Raw genomic sequence first — 15,470 nt, 5'->3', positions numbered from 1 at the left:
GCTCAGGGTCGACATGATGGACGGGTGAAGCCGACCGCCCTCGTCCTCGTCCTCGCCCTCGCGCTGCTCACCGGCTGCGGCAGCGAGCAGTCGTCCGGCGGCGCCAGCGGCACGGCGGAGGCACCCACGAATGACCTCCCATCGAGCACGACACCGTCCGGCTCCGTCCCGCCGGACCCCGCGACGACCGGTGGCGTGACGCGATCCGGGCCGGGCGACGGCCCACCGAACCACGCGGACAACAACGCGTGGAAGCACCGCCCGGAGCTGACGGCACCGGAGGCGGCCCAGGCGAACGCAGCCGCGAGTCGCGTGCGCACGTCGCTCAGCGCGCTCCGGGCCCGGCACGAGTACTCACCTGAGGCCGCTCGAAAGGCGCTGGCATCTCTGGGGTTCGACCCGGATCGCACCGAGGTGGTGGCCATCCGGCCGATGGCCGGGACGGACGACGTCCCACCGGGTGCGGCGTTCGGCATCCACACCGGTGGGCGAGGGTGCGTGATCGGCGACATCCGGCCGGAGTGGGTTCGGGTGGACGTCGACGCGACCGTGATGGAGGGCACCTGCCTGGAGCCGTTCTCCCACTAGCGGGCGCCTCGTGGTGGTCCGAAGGTGAGCCATGGCTCACTTCTGGACCACCACGAGAGGTCGGCCGCTCCGCGAGGGGTCGCGCGCAGCATGCTGTCGTGGACCGGGAAGAACTCACCGTTCGCCATGGAACGTGCACGGTTCGTTCAAATCAGGTCAGTCGGAGATTCGGACCACGTCGGGCTCCCTCGATGCGCGGTGGCGTCGACCGACCTAGATAACCTGGCGTGATGGATCTTCGTGCTGCGAGACGGCGTACGGCGGCCGCGGTCCTGGCCGTGCTCGTCGCGCTGATGACAGCGGTCGTCCTCGGGCGGCCCGCGGTCGCCGACGACGCGCCGGCGGCCGCGGCCCCGCCGGCCGTCGTACCCCCGGTCCTGCGGGTCGGGACCGAGGGGACGTACGCGCCGTTCAGCTATCACGACGCGAAGACCAACAAGCTGACCGGCTTCGACATCGACGTGATGAACGCGATCGGCAAACGGCTCGGCGTCCGCGTCCAGTACGTCGAGATCCCCTTCGACGGCATCTTTGCCGCGCTGCAGTCCAAGCGCATCGACGTGGTCGCCAACGAGATCACCCGCAACCCCGAGCGCGAGCAGCTGTACGACCTCAGCGCGCCGTACGTCGAGACCACCGGTGTGGTCGTGACCCGCAAGGGCAACGACACGATCAAGAGCCTGGCGGACCTGAAGGGCAAGCGGTCCGGGCAGAACGTGTCGAGCAACTGGGCGGAGGTCGCGCGGAAGGCCGGCGCCAAGGTCGTCGGCGTGGAGGACCTCAGCCAGGCGATCAACAGCCTGGAGAACGGCCGTCTCGACGCCCTGGTCAACGACAAGCTCGCCGTCCGCAACTACCTCGCGCTCAACCCGGACGCCCGCATCCAGGTCGTCCAGGAGACCGAGGACCGGGGTGAGTCGGTGCTGGCGGCGCGCAAGGGCAGCGGGTACATGCCGCAGATCGACGCCGCGATCGCTCAGCTGCGTGCGGACGGCACGCTCAAGAAGGCGTACGACACCTACTTCACCGCCAAGCCGAAGCCGGTCACCAACTGGCAGCTGGCCAAGGACAGCTTCTGGCCGATGGTGCAGGCGGCGGTGAAGCGGACCATCCCGCTGGCGATCATCGCGTTCGGCGTCGGTCTGGTGATCGCGCTGTTCGTGGCGCTGGCCCGGATGTCCAGCCAGCCGTGGTTCTCGGCGCCGGCCCGCCTGTTCGTCTCGATCATCCGAGGCACGCCACTGCTCGTCCAGCTGTTCGTGATCTTCTACGGGCTGCCCGAGATCGGGATCAAGTTCAACTCCTTCGTGGCGGCGGCGATCGCGTTGAGCCTGAACGTCGCCGGTTACGCGGCTGAGGTGGTCCGTGCCGCCCTGGAGAGCATCCCGCGGGGGCAGTGGGAGGCGGGCTCGACCGTCGGCATGGACTACCGGACGACGCTGCGGCGGATCATCCTGCCGCAGGCCGCGCGCACGGCCGTCCCGCCGCTGGGCAACATCTTCATCTCCACCGTCAAGGACACCTCGCTGACGGCGCTCATCCTCGTCCTGGAGATCGTCCGGACGGCCCAGAACGCCGCGGCGTCGACCCAGAAGTTCTTCCCCGTGTACGTGGTCGCCGCGGTGATCTACTGGGTGATCTGCCTGGCGCTGTCGTTCTTGCAGTCCCGCGCCGAGACCCGACTGAGCAGGTTCGTGATCGCATGAGTGAGCAGATCCAGGACTCCACGCGCGAGCTGGTGGATGTCGAGCACCTGGCCAAGTCCTTCGGGGAGCACGAGGTCCTGACGGACGTGTCCTTCACGATCGAGCGCGGCGGGGTGACCACGATCATCGGGCCGTCCGGCTCGGGCAAGACGACGCTGCTGCGCTCGCTCAACGCGCTGGAGATCGCGGACACCGGCGTCGTCCGGATCGGCGACGTGACGGTGGACTTCGAGCAGGTGAAGCCCGACCGTCACGGCCACCTCAAGAAGTCCGTACGCCAGCAGCTGGCCCGGCTGCGCGCGCAGAGCGGGATGGTGTTCCAGTCGCACAACCTCTTCCCGCACAAGACCGTGGTCCAGAACCTCATCGAGGGACCGGTTGTGGTGCAACGGGTTCCGGTCTCCGAAGCGCGGTCCGAAGCCACCCGGCTGCTGGAGCAGGTCGGCCTCGCCGAGCACGCGGACAAGTACCCGTACCAGCTGTCCGGCGGTCAGCAGCAACGCGTCGGCATCGCCCGGGCGCTGGCGCTGAAGCCGAGCCTGGTGCTGTTCGACGAGCCCACGTCGGCGCTCGACCCCGAGCTGGTGGGTGACGTGCTCGCGGTGATCAAGGACCTCGCGGCGGCGGGCTGGACGATGGCGATCGTCACCCACGAGGTGCGCTTCGCCCAGCAGGTCTCGAGCCAGGTGCTGTTCATCGACGGCGGTCTGATCGTCGAGCGGGGCGGGCCGGAGGTCATCGCCGAGCCGCAGCAGGAGCGGACCCGGAAGTTCCTGAAGCGCATCCTCGACCCGGTCTGAGCCCGCGCGGTCAGAGCCCGTTCAGTACGCCGAAGGCCAGCTGCACCGTGATGTAGATCCCGACGAGCGCGCCGATCCCGTCGAGACCGGTCTTGCGGCGCGGGCGGCGCTCCTGCGGGTCACGCATCTTCTCGGTGATCGCGAACCAGATGACGCCGATGCACAGCGGCGTCCACAGCAACCAGAACCAGTACCAGCGGTTCCCGACGCTCGGCCGGTGGCCGCTCACCACAACCAGCAGCGCGAGGATCACCAGGGCCCGGGCCGGGTACGAGGCCCAGCGCGCGATCTCCTCGGGTCGGGACTGGCCGGCACGAACGTGCTGCTGAACCTGCTTCAGGCGCGGATCGTCCGACCACATCCGGGTCCACCGCAGCTGACGGTCGCCCTCCTCCCAGACGACGTACCGCGGCACCGAGCCGTCGCCCTTGCTCGGGTCCGTCGTCGCCGGACCAGCCACGTTCTTGAACTGGGTGGCGAAGTCGTCCTGCCACCAGGCCACCTCGTGAGCCGTCCTCGGCTCCTGGTCGGTGATGGCCGCCGGTCGACCGTTCAGGAACGGCGTGGGGTCATCGGTCGCCGGCCGCGGACCCGTCCACGACGCGAGGACCAGGTACGCCCCCGCCAGGCCGAGCAGCAGGAGACCGCTGAGGCGGCGGCCGTCCTTCCACCACGGTGTGTGCACGCGTTCCTGATCCTGCCCCTGTGCCGGCGCTGTCGGCGGCACGACGGCTGGTGTCGCCATCCGAACCTCCCCTGGTCGGCAGGATCATGGCAGATCCCGATCGTCTGCGGGTGGTTCAGGCGGGATCGGTGAGGGCGTGGCGTGGGTGGACCCGGTCGTACAGCAGCTCCAGCGCCCGCTCGCTCGCGGGATGCCGGGCGACGGCAGCCCGTACGGCGACGTGCACGTGCCGCACAGGAGTCGGGTCGGCGAGCGGCACGATCGCGACCCCGGCGGGGAGCGCGCCCACGCCGAGGCCGGGCAGCACGGTGATGCCGACACCGGCCGCGACGAAGGACAGGGCCGTGGGGTAGTCGTGCGTCTCGATCCGGAAGTCGGGCGCGAGGCCCACCTCGGCGCAGGCGTCGATGAGGACTTGGCGGCAGGCGCCGCGGCTGAAGTCGTTGTCGACCCAGTGCTCGCCCGCCAGGTCGACGAGCTGGACCGACCTCTCGCCGGCCAGCGGGTGGGCGGCCGGAACCGCGACGACGTACGGGTCTTCGAGGAGGCGCTCGACGGCGTACCCCTCGCGCTCGGGACGCTCCGACGGTGAGGTGACGAAGATGTCGATGTCGGGGGAGCCGTGCTCGTCGCCGCGCAGCTCGATGAGGCGAAGGTCCATCCGCAGGTCGGGGAACTCGTGGACGAGCGCGGCTACCACGGGCGGGATCCACGCGGCGCCGGCGGAGGCGAAGTAGGAGATCGACAGGCTGCCGGCCCGCCCGGTCCGCAGGTCGCCGACCAGACCCTCGACGCCGGAGAGCGACTCCAGGACGCGGGCGGCCTCGGCGGCGAGGGTGTGACCCGCCGGTGTCGGCTCGATGCCACGGCCCTTGCGCTCGACCAGACGCAGCCCGGTCTCGCGCTGCAGGGTGGTGATCTGCTGGCTCACGGCGGACGGCGTGAAGCCCAACGACGCGGCGGCGGCGTTGATCGATCCGCTCGCGACGACCGCGCGCAGGACCCGGAGGCGGTGGACGTCGATCATGCTTTGACCATACAGCGCTGCTGAACTGTCGTGGAGGAAGATTCGCTTGTCCTGATCTTTCCGGCCGACCAGCATGGTCGGCATGACGAGCTGCACCGACGCGGTCCACGCGGCATCCGACACCCCCGTCGCCGAGCCGACGCCCCGTTCGACGACGCCCGCGGTTCTCGCTGCGGGCGTGACCATCGTGCTGTGGGCGTCGTCCTTCGTGGTGATCCGCAGCGCCGGCGCGCACCTCGCTGCCGGCCCGATGGCGCTGCTCCGGGTCCTGGTCGCGGCGCTCGTGCTGACACCGCTCGTGCTGCGCCGCCGTACCCGCCCGCTGCTGCCACGCGGCCGCGCCCTCGGGCGGGTCGTCGCGTACGGCGTGATGTGGTTCGCGGCAGACAACGTCGTGCTCACGATCGCCGAGCGACACGTGGACGCTGGCACCGCGGCCCTGCTGGTCAACGTCGCGCCGATCCTGATGGCGGTGGGTGCCGGCCTCTTCCTCGGTGAGGGCTTCCCGCGGCCGGTGGTCGTCGGGTCGTTGATCGGGCTGGTCGGTGTCGCCGTCATGACGCTCGGCACCGGCGACGAGGGCAGCCACGCGGACGCGGTCGGACTCGTGCTCGGGCTCGTCGCGGCGATGCTGTACGCGACCTCGGTCCTGCTGCAGAAGGTCACGCTGCGCGAGATCGACGGTCTGCACGCTACCTGGCTGGGGACCCTCGTCGGCGTCGTCGCGACGCTGCCGTTCGCGGGTCAGCTGGTTGGCGAGCTCGCCTCGGCGCCACCGTCGGCGCTGCTCGGTGCGGCGTACCTCGGCGCGTTCCCCACCGCCGTCGCGTTCACGACGTACGCCTACGCGCTCACGCACATGTCGGCCGGCCGGATCGGGCCGCTGGTCGGCTACCTGGCGACGGTGGTGTCGGTGCTGATGTCGTGGCTGTTCCTGGACGAGGTGCCGACCACGCTCACGCTGCTCGGTGGTGCGATCTGCATCGCGGGCGTCGTGGTCAGCCGCCGCCGCTCAGCGCGCTGAGGGAGTCCTCGCGACGGGCTGATCCGGCAGGGTGACGGCGTAGTCGGGATCACGCCCGACTCGAATCCGGCTGTACCGCAACAGTTCTCGGACGATGCCGGCATTGCCCATCGCCCAGCCGTGCTCCGGCGGGAGCGTGCTCGGGTCTTCCCGGTGCTCGACGTTCTGCCACCGGACGCCGTCTGCATCGGTCGTCGCCCGGGCCAGCAGGTCCCGGACGAGCACGTCGGCGAACACACCGTCGTCGCCGCGCTCGACCATCCGGTCGTTGGCCAGGGCCAGGACGCCTGCTGTGCCGCAGCAGCGTCCGTTGTTGTCCCAGAACCCCAGCCGCACCCGCTCCGGCACGCCCGAGCCGATAACGGTGCTCCAGCAGCGGTCCTGTAGGCGCAGCCACTCCTCGTCGCCGGTCACCTGGTGCAGCAGGCGGAACGTCTGGGCGTCGCCGGCCGGGCCGTGGCACCAGCCATAGCTGTACCGCTCGACCAGCTCGGGCCGGTGCTGCGGGTCCGAGTGCGGCACCAGGAACCCGCCGGCGCCCGCCTCGTTGCGACCTACCACGTCGGCCGCTCCCGCCAGCGCGAGGTCGAGCAGCTCGTCCCGCCTGGTCCGGTCGGCGACGGCGGCGAGCGCGCTGACGATGCCGAGCGTGCCGTGGGAGATGTGGTGGAAGCGGGCGACGAGTCCGGTCTTCCCCTCCCACGTCACGCCGTGCTCGGTCGGCTCGGCCAGCCGGACGTACGGCGCGACGGCCGCCTCGGCGAGCTCGACCTCGCCGATCGCGAGAGCTGCCAACGCGATTCCCGCATTGCCGCCCAGCAGCTCGATCTGCATCGACCAGCGCTCGCCGTCGTAGCGGTGGTGGATGTCGCGCAGCACCTCCCGGGCCCGGCGACGCCAGGAGTCCTCACCGAGCAGGCGGCCGGCGGCGTCGAGGGTGAACGCGATGCCGGCCCGCCCGAAGTAGAGCGCCTGGTGGTCACAGTCGTCGACCGCGGCGGACAGGCCGGCGGCTCCGCGGGCCGCCGTGTCGCCGAACGACTGCGCCTCGAAGTGCCGGAAGCCGTCGAGCAGGGCCAGGACGTTGCCCGCGCCGCCGGTGTAGAGCGTCGGGTCGACGTCGTCGCGCTCGGGCGTACGGGTCCACCCGACGCCGCCCGGCACCGCGGTCGCACCGGCGGCCAGCCACTCCAGGGCCGGCCGCGCGGCGTCCTCGACCTCGGTCAGCAGGGAGTCGGCAGCCATCCGGCTATCGTCCCAGCGGTCTCGGCAAAAGGTGGTGGTGGGCACAGGTATGCGTGTGCTGGCCACCAACCTTTGCCAACCCTGCGGCGAAAGGTGGTGGTGGGCACAGACATGCGTGTGCTGGCCGCCACCTTTTGCCGGGGGCGTTGGGGTCAGCGGATGTCCTGGACCTCCAGCTCGCCGTCGGCGTACCGCTGGCGCAGGACCTTCTTGTCGAACTTGCCGACGCTCGTCTTCGGCACCTCGTCGATCAGCGCCCAGTGCTCGGGCAGCTGCCAGCGAGCGACCTTGTCCTCCAGGTGCTTTCGCAGGTCGGAGCACGTCACGCCCGAGCCCTCCTTGAGCACCACCGTCGCCAGCGGGCGCTCGTCCCACTTCTCGTCGGGGACACCGACGACCGACGCCTCGACGACGTCCGGGTGGGACATGATCTGGTTCTCCAGGTCGACCGAGCTGATCCACTCGCCGCCGGACTTGATGACGTCCTTCGCCCGGTCGGTCAGCACCAGGAAGGCGTCCTCGGTGAGCGATCCGACGTCGCCGGTCCGCAGCCACCCGTCGTCGAACTTCGCTGCCATCTCGGCGATCTCGTCCTCGGACTCGCTGCCGTTGGCGTAGTAGGAGCTGGTGATCCACGGTCCGCGGACCTCCAGCTCGCCCACCGACTCACCGTCCCAGGGCTGCTCGCTGCCGTCCGGTCCGATCAGCCGGCCGTCGACACCGCACAGCAGCCGGCCCTGAGACGCCTTGAACCGCCAGTACTCGTCGCTGCCCGGCTCGACTCGCGTCGGCGGGAGCGCGAGGCTGCCGACCGGGGACGTCTCGGTCATGCCCCAGCCGTGCACGATGTCGATGCCGTACCGGTCGTGGAAAGCCTTCATCAGCGACGGCGGGGCCGCGGCGCCGCCGACCATCAGCATCCGGCAGCTGGAGACGTCGGGCTTCTCGGCGTCCAGGTGCTGCAGCAGGCCGTTCCAGATCGTCGGGACCCCCGCGCCGCCGGTGATCTTCTCCTGCTCGATCATCTGCGCGAGCGGCGCCGGCTGCAGGAAGCGGTCGGGCATGATCAGCGTCGACCCGGTGATCATCGCGGCGTACGGGTAACCCCACGCGTTGGCGTGGAACAGCGGCACGACGATGAGCAGCCGGTCCGCCTCGGAGAACCCGAGCGTCGCCGAGACGCCGGTCGCGTGCAGGTAGTTGCTGCGGTGGGAGTAGACGACGCCCTTGGGGTTGCCGGTCGTGCCGGAGGTGTAGCACATCGAGGACGCGTCGTTCTCGTCGATGTCCTGCGGCCAGTCGAACGTCGTGGGCTGGTCGGCCAGCAGCTCGGACCAGTCGTGCACCTGCTCGACGTGGTCCGGCGCCTCGAGCGCGGCCCGTACCTCCTGCGGCACCGGCCCGTTCACGATGACGTGGCGTACGTCGGGGAGCGCCTGCAGCACGCGGCTGAACGGCTCGGCCAGCGAGCTGTCGACGATGATCACCTGGGCGCCGCCGTGCCGGGCGACGTAGACCAGCTGCTCGGGGAAGAGCCGGATGTTGATGGCGTGCAGCACCGCACCCATCGACGGGACGGCGAGGTAGGTCACCAGGTGCTCGGCGTTGTTCCACATGAACGTCCCGACCCGCTGGTCGCCGGTGATGCCGAGCCCGCGCAGCGCATTGGCCAGCTGGGCCGACTGGGCGCCCACCTCCCGGTAGGTGGTGCGGCGGCCGCCGTCCTCGGTCCAGGTGACGACCTCGCTGTCGGCGTGCGCGGTCGTCCCGAAGCGGAGCAGGGAGGAGATCAGCAGCGGCGTGGTCTGCATCGTGCTCTTCATGTGACGACGGTCTCATTCCGCCCGGTCGTTGCGTGCTCAACCGCCCGAAACTCGCCGCCGCCGTCCTGATGTGCTCACGATGCGGGCCACGCCGTGCCGTGTCCGTCGACAACCCCACCCGGGAGGGTTCCGTTGTTACTGTCGGAACCACCGGCAACGGCGCGCTCGGAGCGGGCCGACGCACCCAGCGAGGGGACCTGACGATGAGCGACTCCAACCAGCCCGGACCCGCGCAGGACCCCCAGCAGCCCGGCCTCGGCCAGGAGTGGGAGGACCAGTCCGGCCAGCCCGGTGCGTCGGGTCAGCCCGGTCAGGGTTCGTCCGGGTCGGGCCAGTACGGCTCCGACGGCCAGGGCGACCAGTCGTACGGCCGGTCCGGCGCCTCCTCCTACGACCCGGCGAGTGGCTCGTACGGGCAGTCGGACGCGACGTCGTACGGGCAGGGCGGCGACTCCTACGGCCAGGGCGGCGGGTCGTCGTACGGCCAGCAGCAGAGCGGGTACGGGCAGCAGGGTCAGGGCCAGGGCCAGCAGTACGGCGGCGCGGGTGGCTATGCGGGCCAGCAGGGTTCGCAGCCGGGCCAGTACGGGGGGTACGGCCAGCAGCAGCCGCCGCAGGGCGCGTACGGGCAAGGTGTCGGGCCGCGCGGCGGGGCTCCCGTCGGGTCCGCGCAGGCGCAGGGCGCGGGCTTCTTCAAGGCGCTGTTCGACTTCTCGTTCTCGAGCTTCATCACGCCGATGATCGTGAAGTTCGTCTACATCATCGCGACCGTCGCGCTCGTCCTGGCCTGGCTGGTCTACCTGATCATTGCGTTCAATGTCAGTGCCGCCGCCGGGATCGCCGTGCTGATCCTCGGTCCGATCGGCGTGATCCTGTACCTCGCCTTCATCCGGATGACGCTGGAGTTCTACCTGGCCGTGGTCCGGATGAGCCAGGACATCCACCAGAAGCTCTGACCCACACCCGTCAGAGGCCGCGTAGCCCGACGAGGCGGCACAGCGCCGCGAAGCCGTCGTCGGTCCCTGGCCAGTGCGCCCGCAGCGGCGCGACGCCGGCGCGCCGGGCGACCGACCGCAGGACCGCGACCACCAGGATCGCGTCGTCGGCGTACCCCAGCACCGGGATGACGTCGGGAACCAGGTCGATGGGCATCGCCAGGTAGGCCAGCAGCAGGGCGAGCCGGATCCGGACGCCGCGGGGGAGCGAACGGTCCTTCGCCAGGCGGCCGAGCAGCCGCAGCAGGTCCGGCAGCAGCCGCAGCGCCTCGCGCAGCAGCCCACCCCTCGGGCGCACCACGACGAGCGCGAGGACCAGCAGCAGCCACGCGGCGGCGAGTGCCACGAGAGCCCCGATCAGGACGTCCGGCCACCAGCTCATGGGGCCGATCCTCCCGTGCGCGGTCTCGAGCAGCGGACCGCCCCAGCTGTGGGGGCCAGTTTCCGCGACATCGCGCCAGGTGGCCCCGGTTGGGGCCCGGGCGGGGCCCATTGCCGCGACATCGCGCCCGGTGGCCCCGGTTGAGTCCCGGGCGGGGGCCCGTTGCCGCGACATCGCGCCCGGTGGCCGTGCGGCAGAAGTTGGCGAAGAGCACACGCATACCTGTGCCCTTCGCCAACTTCTGCCGGAGGGTGCGTGCGGTGTCGGCTTGGGTGCGTCGACGGGCAGCGCGAGGGAGGCCGGGTGGCGGCGCGGCGATGGGCGGTGCGGCAATGGGCGGCGCGGCAAGGGGCGGGCGTCGAGGAGGCCGGGCGGCGGGGGATGGAGCGGTCGGATGGCGAAATTGGTCGGGGCATCCGTGCCACAGATCACATACATCGTTGTAAAGTCTCCGTTGCATCGTTGTAACGACGAGTGCTCGGCGGCCCTTGCTCGTCACGGCGGGTCGCCGTCACCGACGACGAAGGAGCCGCTCGTGAATGACGTGCCGCAGGGCCGGGTCCCGGCCTCACCCCCATGGCGACGACTGGCCGGCATCGTGCTGGCGATCGTTGCCCTTCTCATCGCTCCACCGGCCATCGCCGGAGCCTCGACCGGGCCGCTCGGTGCGGCGAAGCCGGGCGAGCCCTGGCACCCCGCGCCGGTCACCCTCCCGACCCCCTGGACCAACCAGGTGTCACCGACCAACGCGCTGCCGGAGTACCCCCGCCCGCAGCTGACCCGCACGTCCTGGCAGAGCCTGAACGGGCTGTGGCAGTTCGCCGGCGCGTCCGCGAACGAGGCGCCGCCGGTCGGCCGCAACCTCGCCGAGCAGATCCTGGTCCCGTACCCGACGGAGTCGGCGCTCTCGGGCATCAAGCGGCACGAGGACTACATGTGGTACCGCCGCACCATCGACGTCCCGCAGTCGTGGAAGGTCGGCAAGGGCCAGCGGCTGATGATGAACTTCGGCGCCGTCGACTACAAGGCGACCGTCTGGGTCAACGGCAAGCAGGTGGGCCAGCACACCGGTGGTTACGGCGCGTTCTCGGTCGACGTCACCGACGCTCTCACGGGCAAGGGCCCGCAGGAGGTCATCGTCGGCGTGGAGGACCGGGCCGACGCGACCTGGCAGCCGGTCGGCAAGCAGCGCCTGGTCCCGGACCGCGGCATCTTCTACACCGGCGCCTCGGGCATCTGGCAGAGCGTGTGGATGGAGCCGGTCGCGACCGACCACGTCGTCGGCCTCGACATGACGCCCGACATCGACACGAACACGCTGGCACTCACCGCCCGTACGAGCGGCAGCAGCGCGCAGACGGTGTCGGTCGTCGTCCGCGACGGCAAGAAGGTCGTCTCCCGCACCACCGGGCCGGCGAACCAGAAGGTCACCGTCCCCGTACCCAACGCCAAGCTGTGGTCGCCGGACAGCCCGTTCCTGTACGACCTGGAGGTGACGCTGCTGGCCGACGGCAAGCACGCGGACCGGGTGGGTTCGTACGCGGGCATGCGGGAGATCGGCAACGCCACCGGCAAGGACGGCAAGCTGCACATCACGCTCAACCACAAGATCACCTTCCTGATGTCGACGCTGGACCAGGGCTACTGGCCGGACGGCATCTACACGGCGCCCACCGACGAGGCACTGCGCTTCGACGTCGCCCAGACGAAGGCGTTGGGGTTCAACACGATACGCAAGCACATCAAGGTCGAGCCGGACCGCTGGTACTACCACGCGGACAAGCTCGGAATGATGGTCTGGCAGGACATGCCGGCGATGAAGACCGGTGGCGAGCCGCCGGAGCCGGCGCGCAACCAGTTCGAGTCCGAGCTCCACGAGATGGTCAACCAGCACAAGAGCTGGACCTCGGTCATCGGGTGGATCCCGTTCAACGAGGGCTGGGGCGAGTGGAGCAAGACCGACACCGGCCGCATCGCCGACGAGGTCAAGGCGTGGGACCCCTCCCGCCTGGTCAACGCCCACAGCGGCGTGAACTGCTGCAACTCCCACGGTGACTCCGGCCGCGGCGACGTCATCGACTGGCACCAGTACACCGGCCCGGCGCAGCCCGTGCCGAGCGGTGACCGGGTGTCGATCGACGGCGAGCACGGCGGGTTCGGCCTGGAGGTGCCGGGCCACATGTGGTTCGGCGACGGCGGCGCATACCAGATGGCCGACGACTCCGCCGAGCTCACCCGCTTCTACGTCGACAACCAGCGCGCGGTGCTGGACTCGGCGAAGCGGTGCGGCATCAGCGGCGCGGTCTACACCCAGACCACCGACGTCGAGCACGAGGTCAACGGCTTCTACACCTACGACCGGCAGGTGAAGAAGATGGACTTCGCCCAGGTGAAGGCCGTCAACGACGCCATCGTGCAGAACGCCGACGGCTCGGGCGCACCGCCGCCCTCGACCGGACCCGGTACGCCGGGGATCGCCGGGGTGCACGCGTACACCTTCGACGAGAACGGTGGCACCACGGCCAAGGACAGTGTCGGCAGCGCGAACATGGCGCTGACCAACGCGACCTGGGTGCCGGGCGTGCGCGGCACGGCGGTCCACTTCGCCGGCAACGGCGAGGGTGACACCGGGGCGTCGCTGGTGAAGACCAACGGTAGCTACAGCGTCTCGGCGTGGGCCAAGCTGGACGTCGCCGACGGTGCGTTCCAGACGGTCGTCAGCCAGGACACCGGCGAGGCGAGCGCGTTCTTCCTCCAGTACAGCGGCGCCGACCAGCGCTGGGCGATGAGCTTCGTCGGCCTGCGCGCACTGTCGCCGACCAAGCCGGAGGTCGGCCGCTGGTACCACCTGACCGGTGTGCGTGACGCGACGGCGGGGACGCTGTCGCTGTACGTCGACGGTCAGAAGGTCGCCACCCAGCAGGCCTGCACCGCGCCGGCCTCGAGCGGTCACACCGTGATCGGCCGCGGCCAGTACGGCGGCCAGAAGGTCGACTACCTGCGCGGCGCGACCGACGACGTGCGGCTGTTCGACCGGGCGCTGACCGATGCGGAGGTAGCCCAGCTGGCTCAGCAGCGGTAACCGCGAGAACGACGGATCCCCCGAGGCTCAGGGGCCTCGGGGATCCGTCGTGCGGGACTGGTCACTCGCGCAGCTGCGCCTCGAGCCCGGTTGCCACTGCCTCGAACTCGGCCAGAGCCGCGGTGAGGTCGTCCACGATCTCGCGAGCGATCACGTCGGGCGAGGGCAGGTTGTCCAGGTCTTCGAGAGAGTCGTCCTTGAGCCAGGTGATGTCGAGATTCGCCTTGTCGCGAGCCACGATCTCCTCGTACGTGAAGGACTTCCAGCGCTCCGACTCGGCCCGCGCTTCCCGGTTGCCGGGTGCGTACGCCGTGACGAAGTCGTCCAGGTCGGCTCGACGCAGCGGGTTCTGCTTGAGGGTGAAGTGCTTGTTGGTGCGCAGGTCGTAGACCCACAGCCTGTCGGTCCAGGGCTCTCCCGGACGGGCCACCTTCTTGTCGAAGAAGAGGACGTTGGCCTTCACGCCTTGGGCGTAGAAGATGCCGGTCGGCAGCCGCAGCACGGTGTGCAGGTCGAAGTCAGTGAGGAGCTTGCGTCGGATCGTCTCGCCGGCGCCGCCCTCGAAGAGGACGTTGTCGGGCAGGACCACGGCGGCGCGGCCGTTTGTGTCTAGGATCGTCATGATGTGCTGCACGAAGTTGAGCTGCTTGTTGCTCGTCGTGGCAGCGAAGTCCTGGCGCTCGATCTCGCGGTCTTCGCGGACCTCCCGTCCGTCCGCGCCCACCATCGTCAGCGAGGACTTCCGGCCGAACGGCGGGTTCGACAGCACGACCGACCAGCGCTGACCCGGGTCGGCGACCAGGGCGTCGCGGACGTCGATGAGCGCGTCCCCGTTGGAGGCGCCCATCCCGTGCAGGAGCAGGTTCATCGAGGCCAGGCGGGCGGTGCTGTCGACCAGCTCGAACCCGTACGCGAACGTGTCGCGCAGGTGGTCGCGCTGCTTCGGGGTCATGCTCTCTGCACCGGCCGAGGCGTTCTCGTGGGCGACCAGGAGGAAGCCTCCGGTGCCACAGGCCGGGTCGACCACGCGATCTGCGGCCGTCGGTCGGACGACGTCGACGATCGCGTGGATCAGCGCACGCGGGGTGAAGTACTGGCCGGCGCCGGAACCCTTGTCGGACGCGCCCCGGGCGAGCAGCTGCTCGTACGCGTCTCCCTTGATGTCGGTACCGGTCGACGACCAGTGCTCCTTGCCGATGAGGTCGTGCACGAGTCGCTGCAGCTTGGCCGGGTCCTGAATTCGGTTCTGCGCCTTGCGGAAGATCGTGCCGATGACGCCCGGCTCGGCTGCCAATCCGACCAGCATGGTGGTGTAGGCGACTTCGAGGTCCATGCCCTTGGCGTCGAGCAACCGCTGCCAGGAGTACTTCTCCGGGAGGATCTGCTCGGGCGCGAGCCTGCGGTTCGCTCGCTCGTGCGCCATCTTGATGAACAGCAGGTAAGTCAGCTGCTCGGTGTACTCGATGACACCGACGCCGTCGTCGCGCAGCACGTCGCAGTAGGACCACAGCTTGTCCACCAGGCGGCGGGAGTCAGTCATCGAGATCGGTTCCTTGGGGTCGGCGCGGAAGATGGCGGCGGCACTCGTCCGCGAAGTCGGGTACGTCGGAGCGGACGAGCCGGGCGAGGATGTCGTCGACCGTCCTCGGCGGATCTGTGTACGCAGCTGACTGCTGCTGAAGGGCAGTGACAACCAGGCCAGGAGCGAGGTCGAGCTGGTTCAGGAGGAACTGGTCGGGGTGCAGCACCTCCACGCCCCAGGGCTCGAGGCTGTCGTCCGGAAAGTCTTTGAGATTGAAGGTGACGACGGTGTGGCACTCCGAGCGAATCGCTGCTGCGAGCACGTGCCGGTCCTTCGGATCATTGCTGAGGCCTGGCTCGAGGTCGCAGTAGTTCGACACTTCGGCGAACGGAAACGCCAGGCGCATCGCGCTGATCCGATGCTCGACCTGTGCCTCGGTGGCTCCGAGCCGGCGCATCGTTCGCGCGACCTCGTCAAGGATCGTCGCCGACCATCGCACGCCGAACGCGCCGCGTTCGGCGATGCGCAGAACCGTGTCCGCCAGCGTCTGGGGAACCAGGACGCACGCGTCGAGAACTACCGTGAACAAGC

Annotated in this window: 12 protein-coding genes and 1 pseudogene; 6 read left to right on the top strand and 7 right to left on the bottom strand. The window is 70.0% G+C overall.

The window, feature by feature from the left end; translation table 11 throughout:
* The 3 genes and pseudogenes from P4R38_RS11615 to P4R38_RS11600 all read left to right on the top strand — a co-directional run.
* Positions 1–588, top strand: a pseudogene (locus P4R38_RS11615) (hypothetical protein); the annotation flags it as partial.
* 230 nt (positions 589–818) lie between these two features.
* Positions 819–2,294, top strand: coding sequence for an ABC transporter substrate-binding protein/permease (locus P4R38_RS20060; protein WP_346770755.1), 1,476 nt, complete (start codon positions 819–821; stop codon positions 2,292–2,294).
* On the top strand, positions 2,291–3,094 hold the full coding sequence (locus P4R38_RS11600; RefSeq protein ID WP_277192267.1) for an amino acid ABC transporter ATP-binding protein: 804 nt from the start codon (positions 2,291–2,293) through the stop codon (positions 3,092–3,094). Before P4R38_RS20060 ends, P4R38_RS11600 begins: the two co-directional genes overlap by 4 nt.
* A gap of 10 nt (positions 3,095–3,104) precedes the next feature.
* Here P4R38_RS11600 and P4R38_RS11595 read toward each other — a convergent pair whose 3' ends face one another.
* Positions 3,105–3,839 carry a hypothetical protein gene (locus tag P4R38_RS11595; protein ID WP_277192266.1) on the bottom strand — a complete coding sequence of 245 codons (735 nt, stop codon included), beginning with the start codon at positions 3,837–3,839 and terminating at the stop codon, positions 3,105–3,107.
* 55 nt (positions 3,840–3,894) lie between these two features.
* Positions 3,895–4,806, bottom strand: a complete 912-nt coding sequence (locus P4R38_RS11590; RefSeq protein ID WP_277192265.1) for a LysR family transcriptional regulator — start codon at positions 4,804–4,806, stop codon at positions 3,895–3,897.
* 82 nt (positions 4,807–4,888) lie between these two features.
* Here P4R38_RS11590 and P4R38_RS11585 point away from each other — a divergent pair, with 82 nt between their 5' ends.
* Positions 4,889–5,830 carry a DMT family transporter gene (locus P4R38_RS11585; protein ID WP_277192264.1) on the top strand — a complete coding sequence of 314 codons (942 nt, stop codon included), beginning with the start codon at positions 4,889–4,891 and terminating at the stop codon, positions 5,828–5,830.
* Here P4R38_RS11585 and P4R38_RS11580 read toward each other — a convergent pair.
* A complete protein-coding gene (locus tag P4R38_RS11580) occupies positions 5,819–7,075 on the bottom strand; it encodes a lanthionine synthetase LanC family protein (protein WP_277192263.1) in 1,257 nt (418 codons plus the stop codon). The genes P4R38_RS11585 and P4R38_RS11580 overlap by 12 nt on opposite strands.
* A gap of 152 nt (positions 7,076–7,227) precedes the next feature.
* Entirely contained in the window at positions 7,228–8,898 is a 1,671-nt protein-coding gene (locus P4R38_RS11575) for a fatty acid--CoA ligase (protein WP_277192262.1), read from the bottom strand.
* Positions 8,899–9,101: 203 nt separating this feature from the next.
* Between P4R38_RS11575 and P4R38_RS11570 the strand changes: the two genes are divergently transcribed.
* Complete coding sequence (locus P4R38_RS11570) at positions 9,102–9,854, top strand: DUF4282 domain-containing protein (RefSeq protein WP_277192261.1); 753 nt, start codon at positions 9,102–9,104, stop codon at positions 9,852–9,854.
* Positions 9,855–9,864: 10 nt separating this feature from the next.
* Here P4R38_RS11570 and P4R38_RS11565 read toward each other — a convergent pair whose 3' ends face one another.
* On the bottom strand, positions 9,865–10,275 hold the full coding sequence (locus tag P4R38_RS11565) for a YkvA family protein (RefSeq protein ID WP_277192260.1): 411 nt from the start codon (positions 10,273–10,275) through the stop codon (positions 9,865–9,867).
* A gap of 535 nt (positions 10,276–10,810) precedes the next feature.
* Between P4R38_RS11565 and P4R38_RS11560 the strand changes: the two genes are divergently transcribed.
* Positions 10,811–13,357, top strand: coding sequence for a LamG-like jellyroll fold domain-containing protein (locus P4R38_RS11560; RefSeq protein WP_277192259.1), 2,547 nt, complete (start codon positions 10,811–10,813; stop codon positions 13,355–13,357).
* Positions 13,358–13,418: 61 nt separating this feature from the next.
* Here P4R38_RS11560 and P4R38_RS11555 read toward each other — a convergent pair whose 3' ends face one another.
* Positions 13,419–14,897: a class I SAM-dependent DNA methyltransferase gene (locus P4R38_RS11555; RefSeq protein WP_277192258.1), complete on the bottom strand. Its 1,479-nt coding sequence runs from the start codon at positions 14,895–14,897 to the stop codon at positions 13,419–13,421.
* Positions 14,890–15,468, bottom strand: coding sequence for a PIN domain-containing protein (locus P4R38_RS11550; protein ID WP_277192257.1), 579 nt, complete (start codon positions 15,466–15,468; stop codon positions 14,890–14,892). Before P4R38_RS11550 ends, P4R38_RS11555 begins: the two co-directional genes overlap by 8 nt.
* Between the last annotated feature and the right edge of the window lie 2 nt (positions 15,469–15,470).

This window comes from Luteipulveratus flavus (assembly GCF_029439465.1).
Classification (GTDB): Bacteria; Actinomycetota; Actinomycetes; order Actinomycetales; family Dermatophilaceae; genus Luteipulveratus; species Luteipulveratus flavus.
Note: the sequence above shows the minus strand (reverse complement) of the source record. Positions and strands in the feature narration are given on the sequence as shown.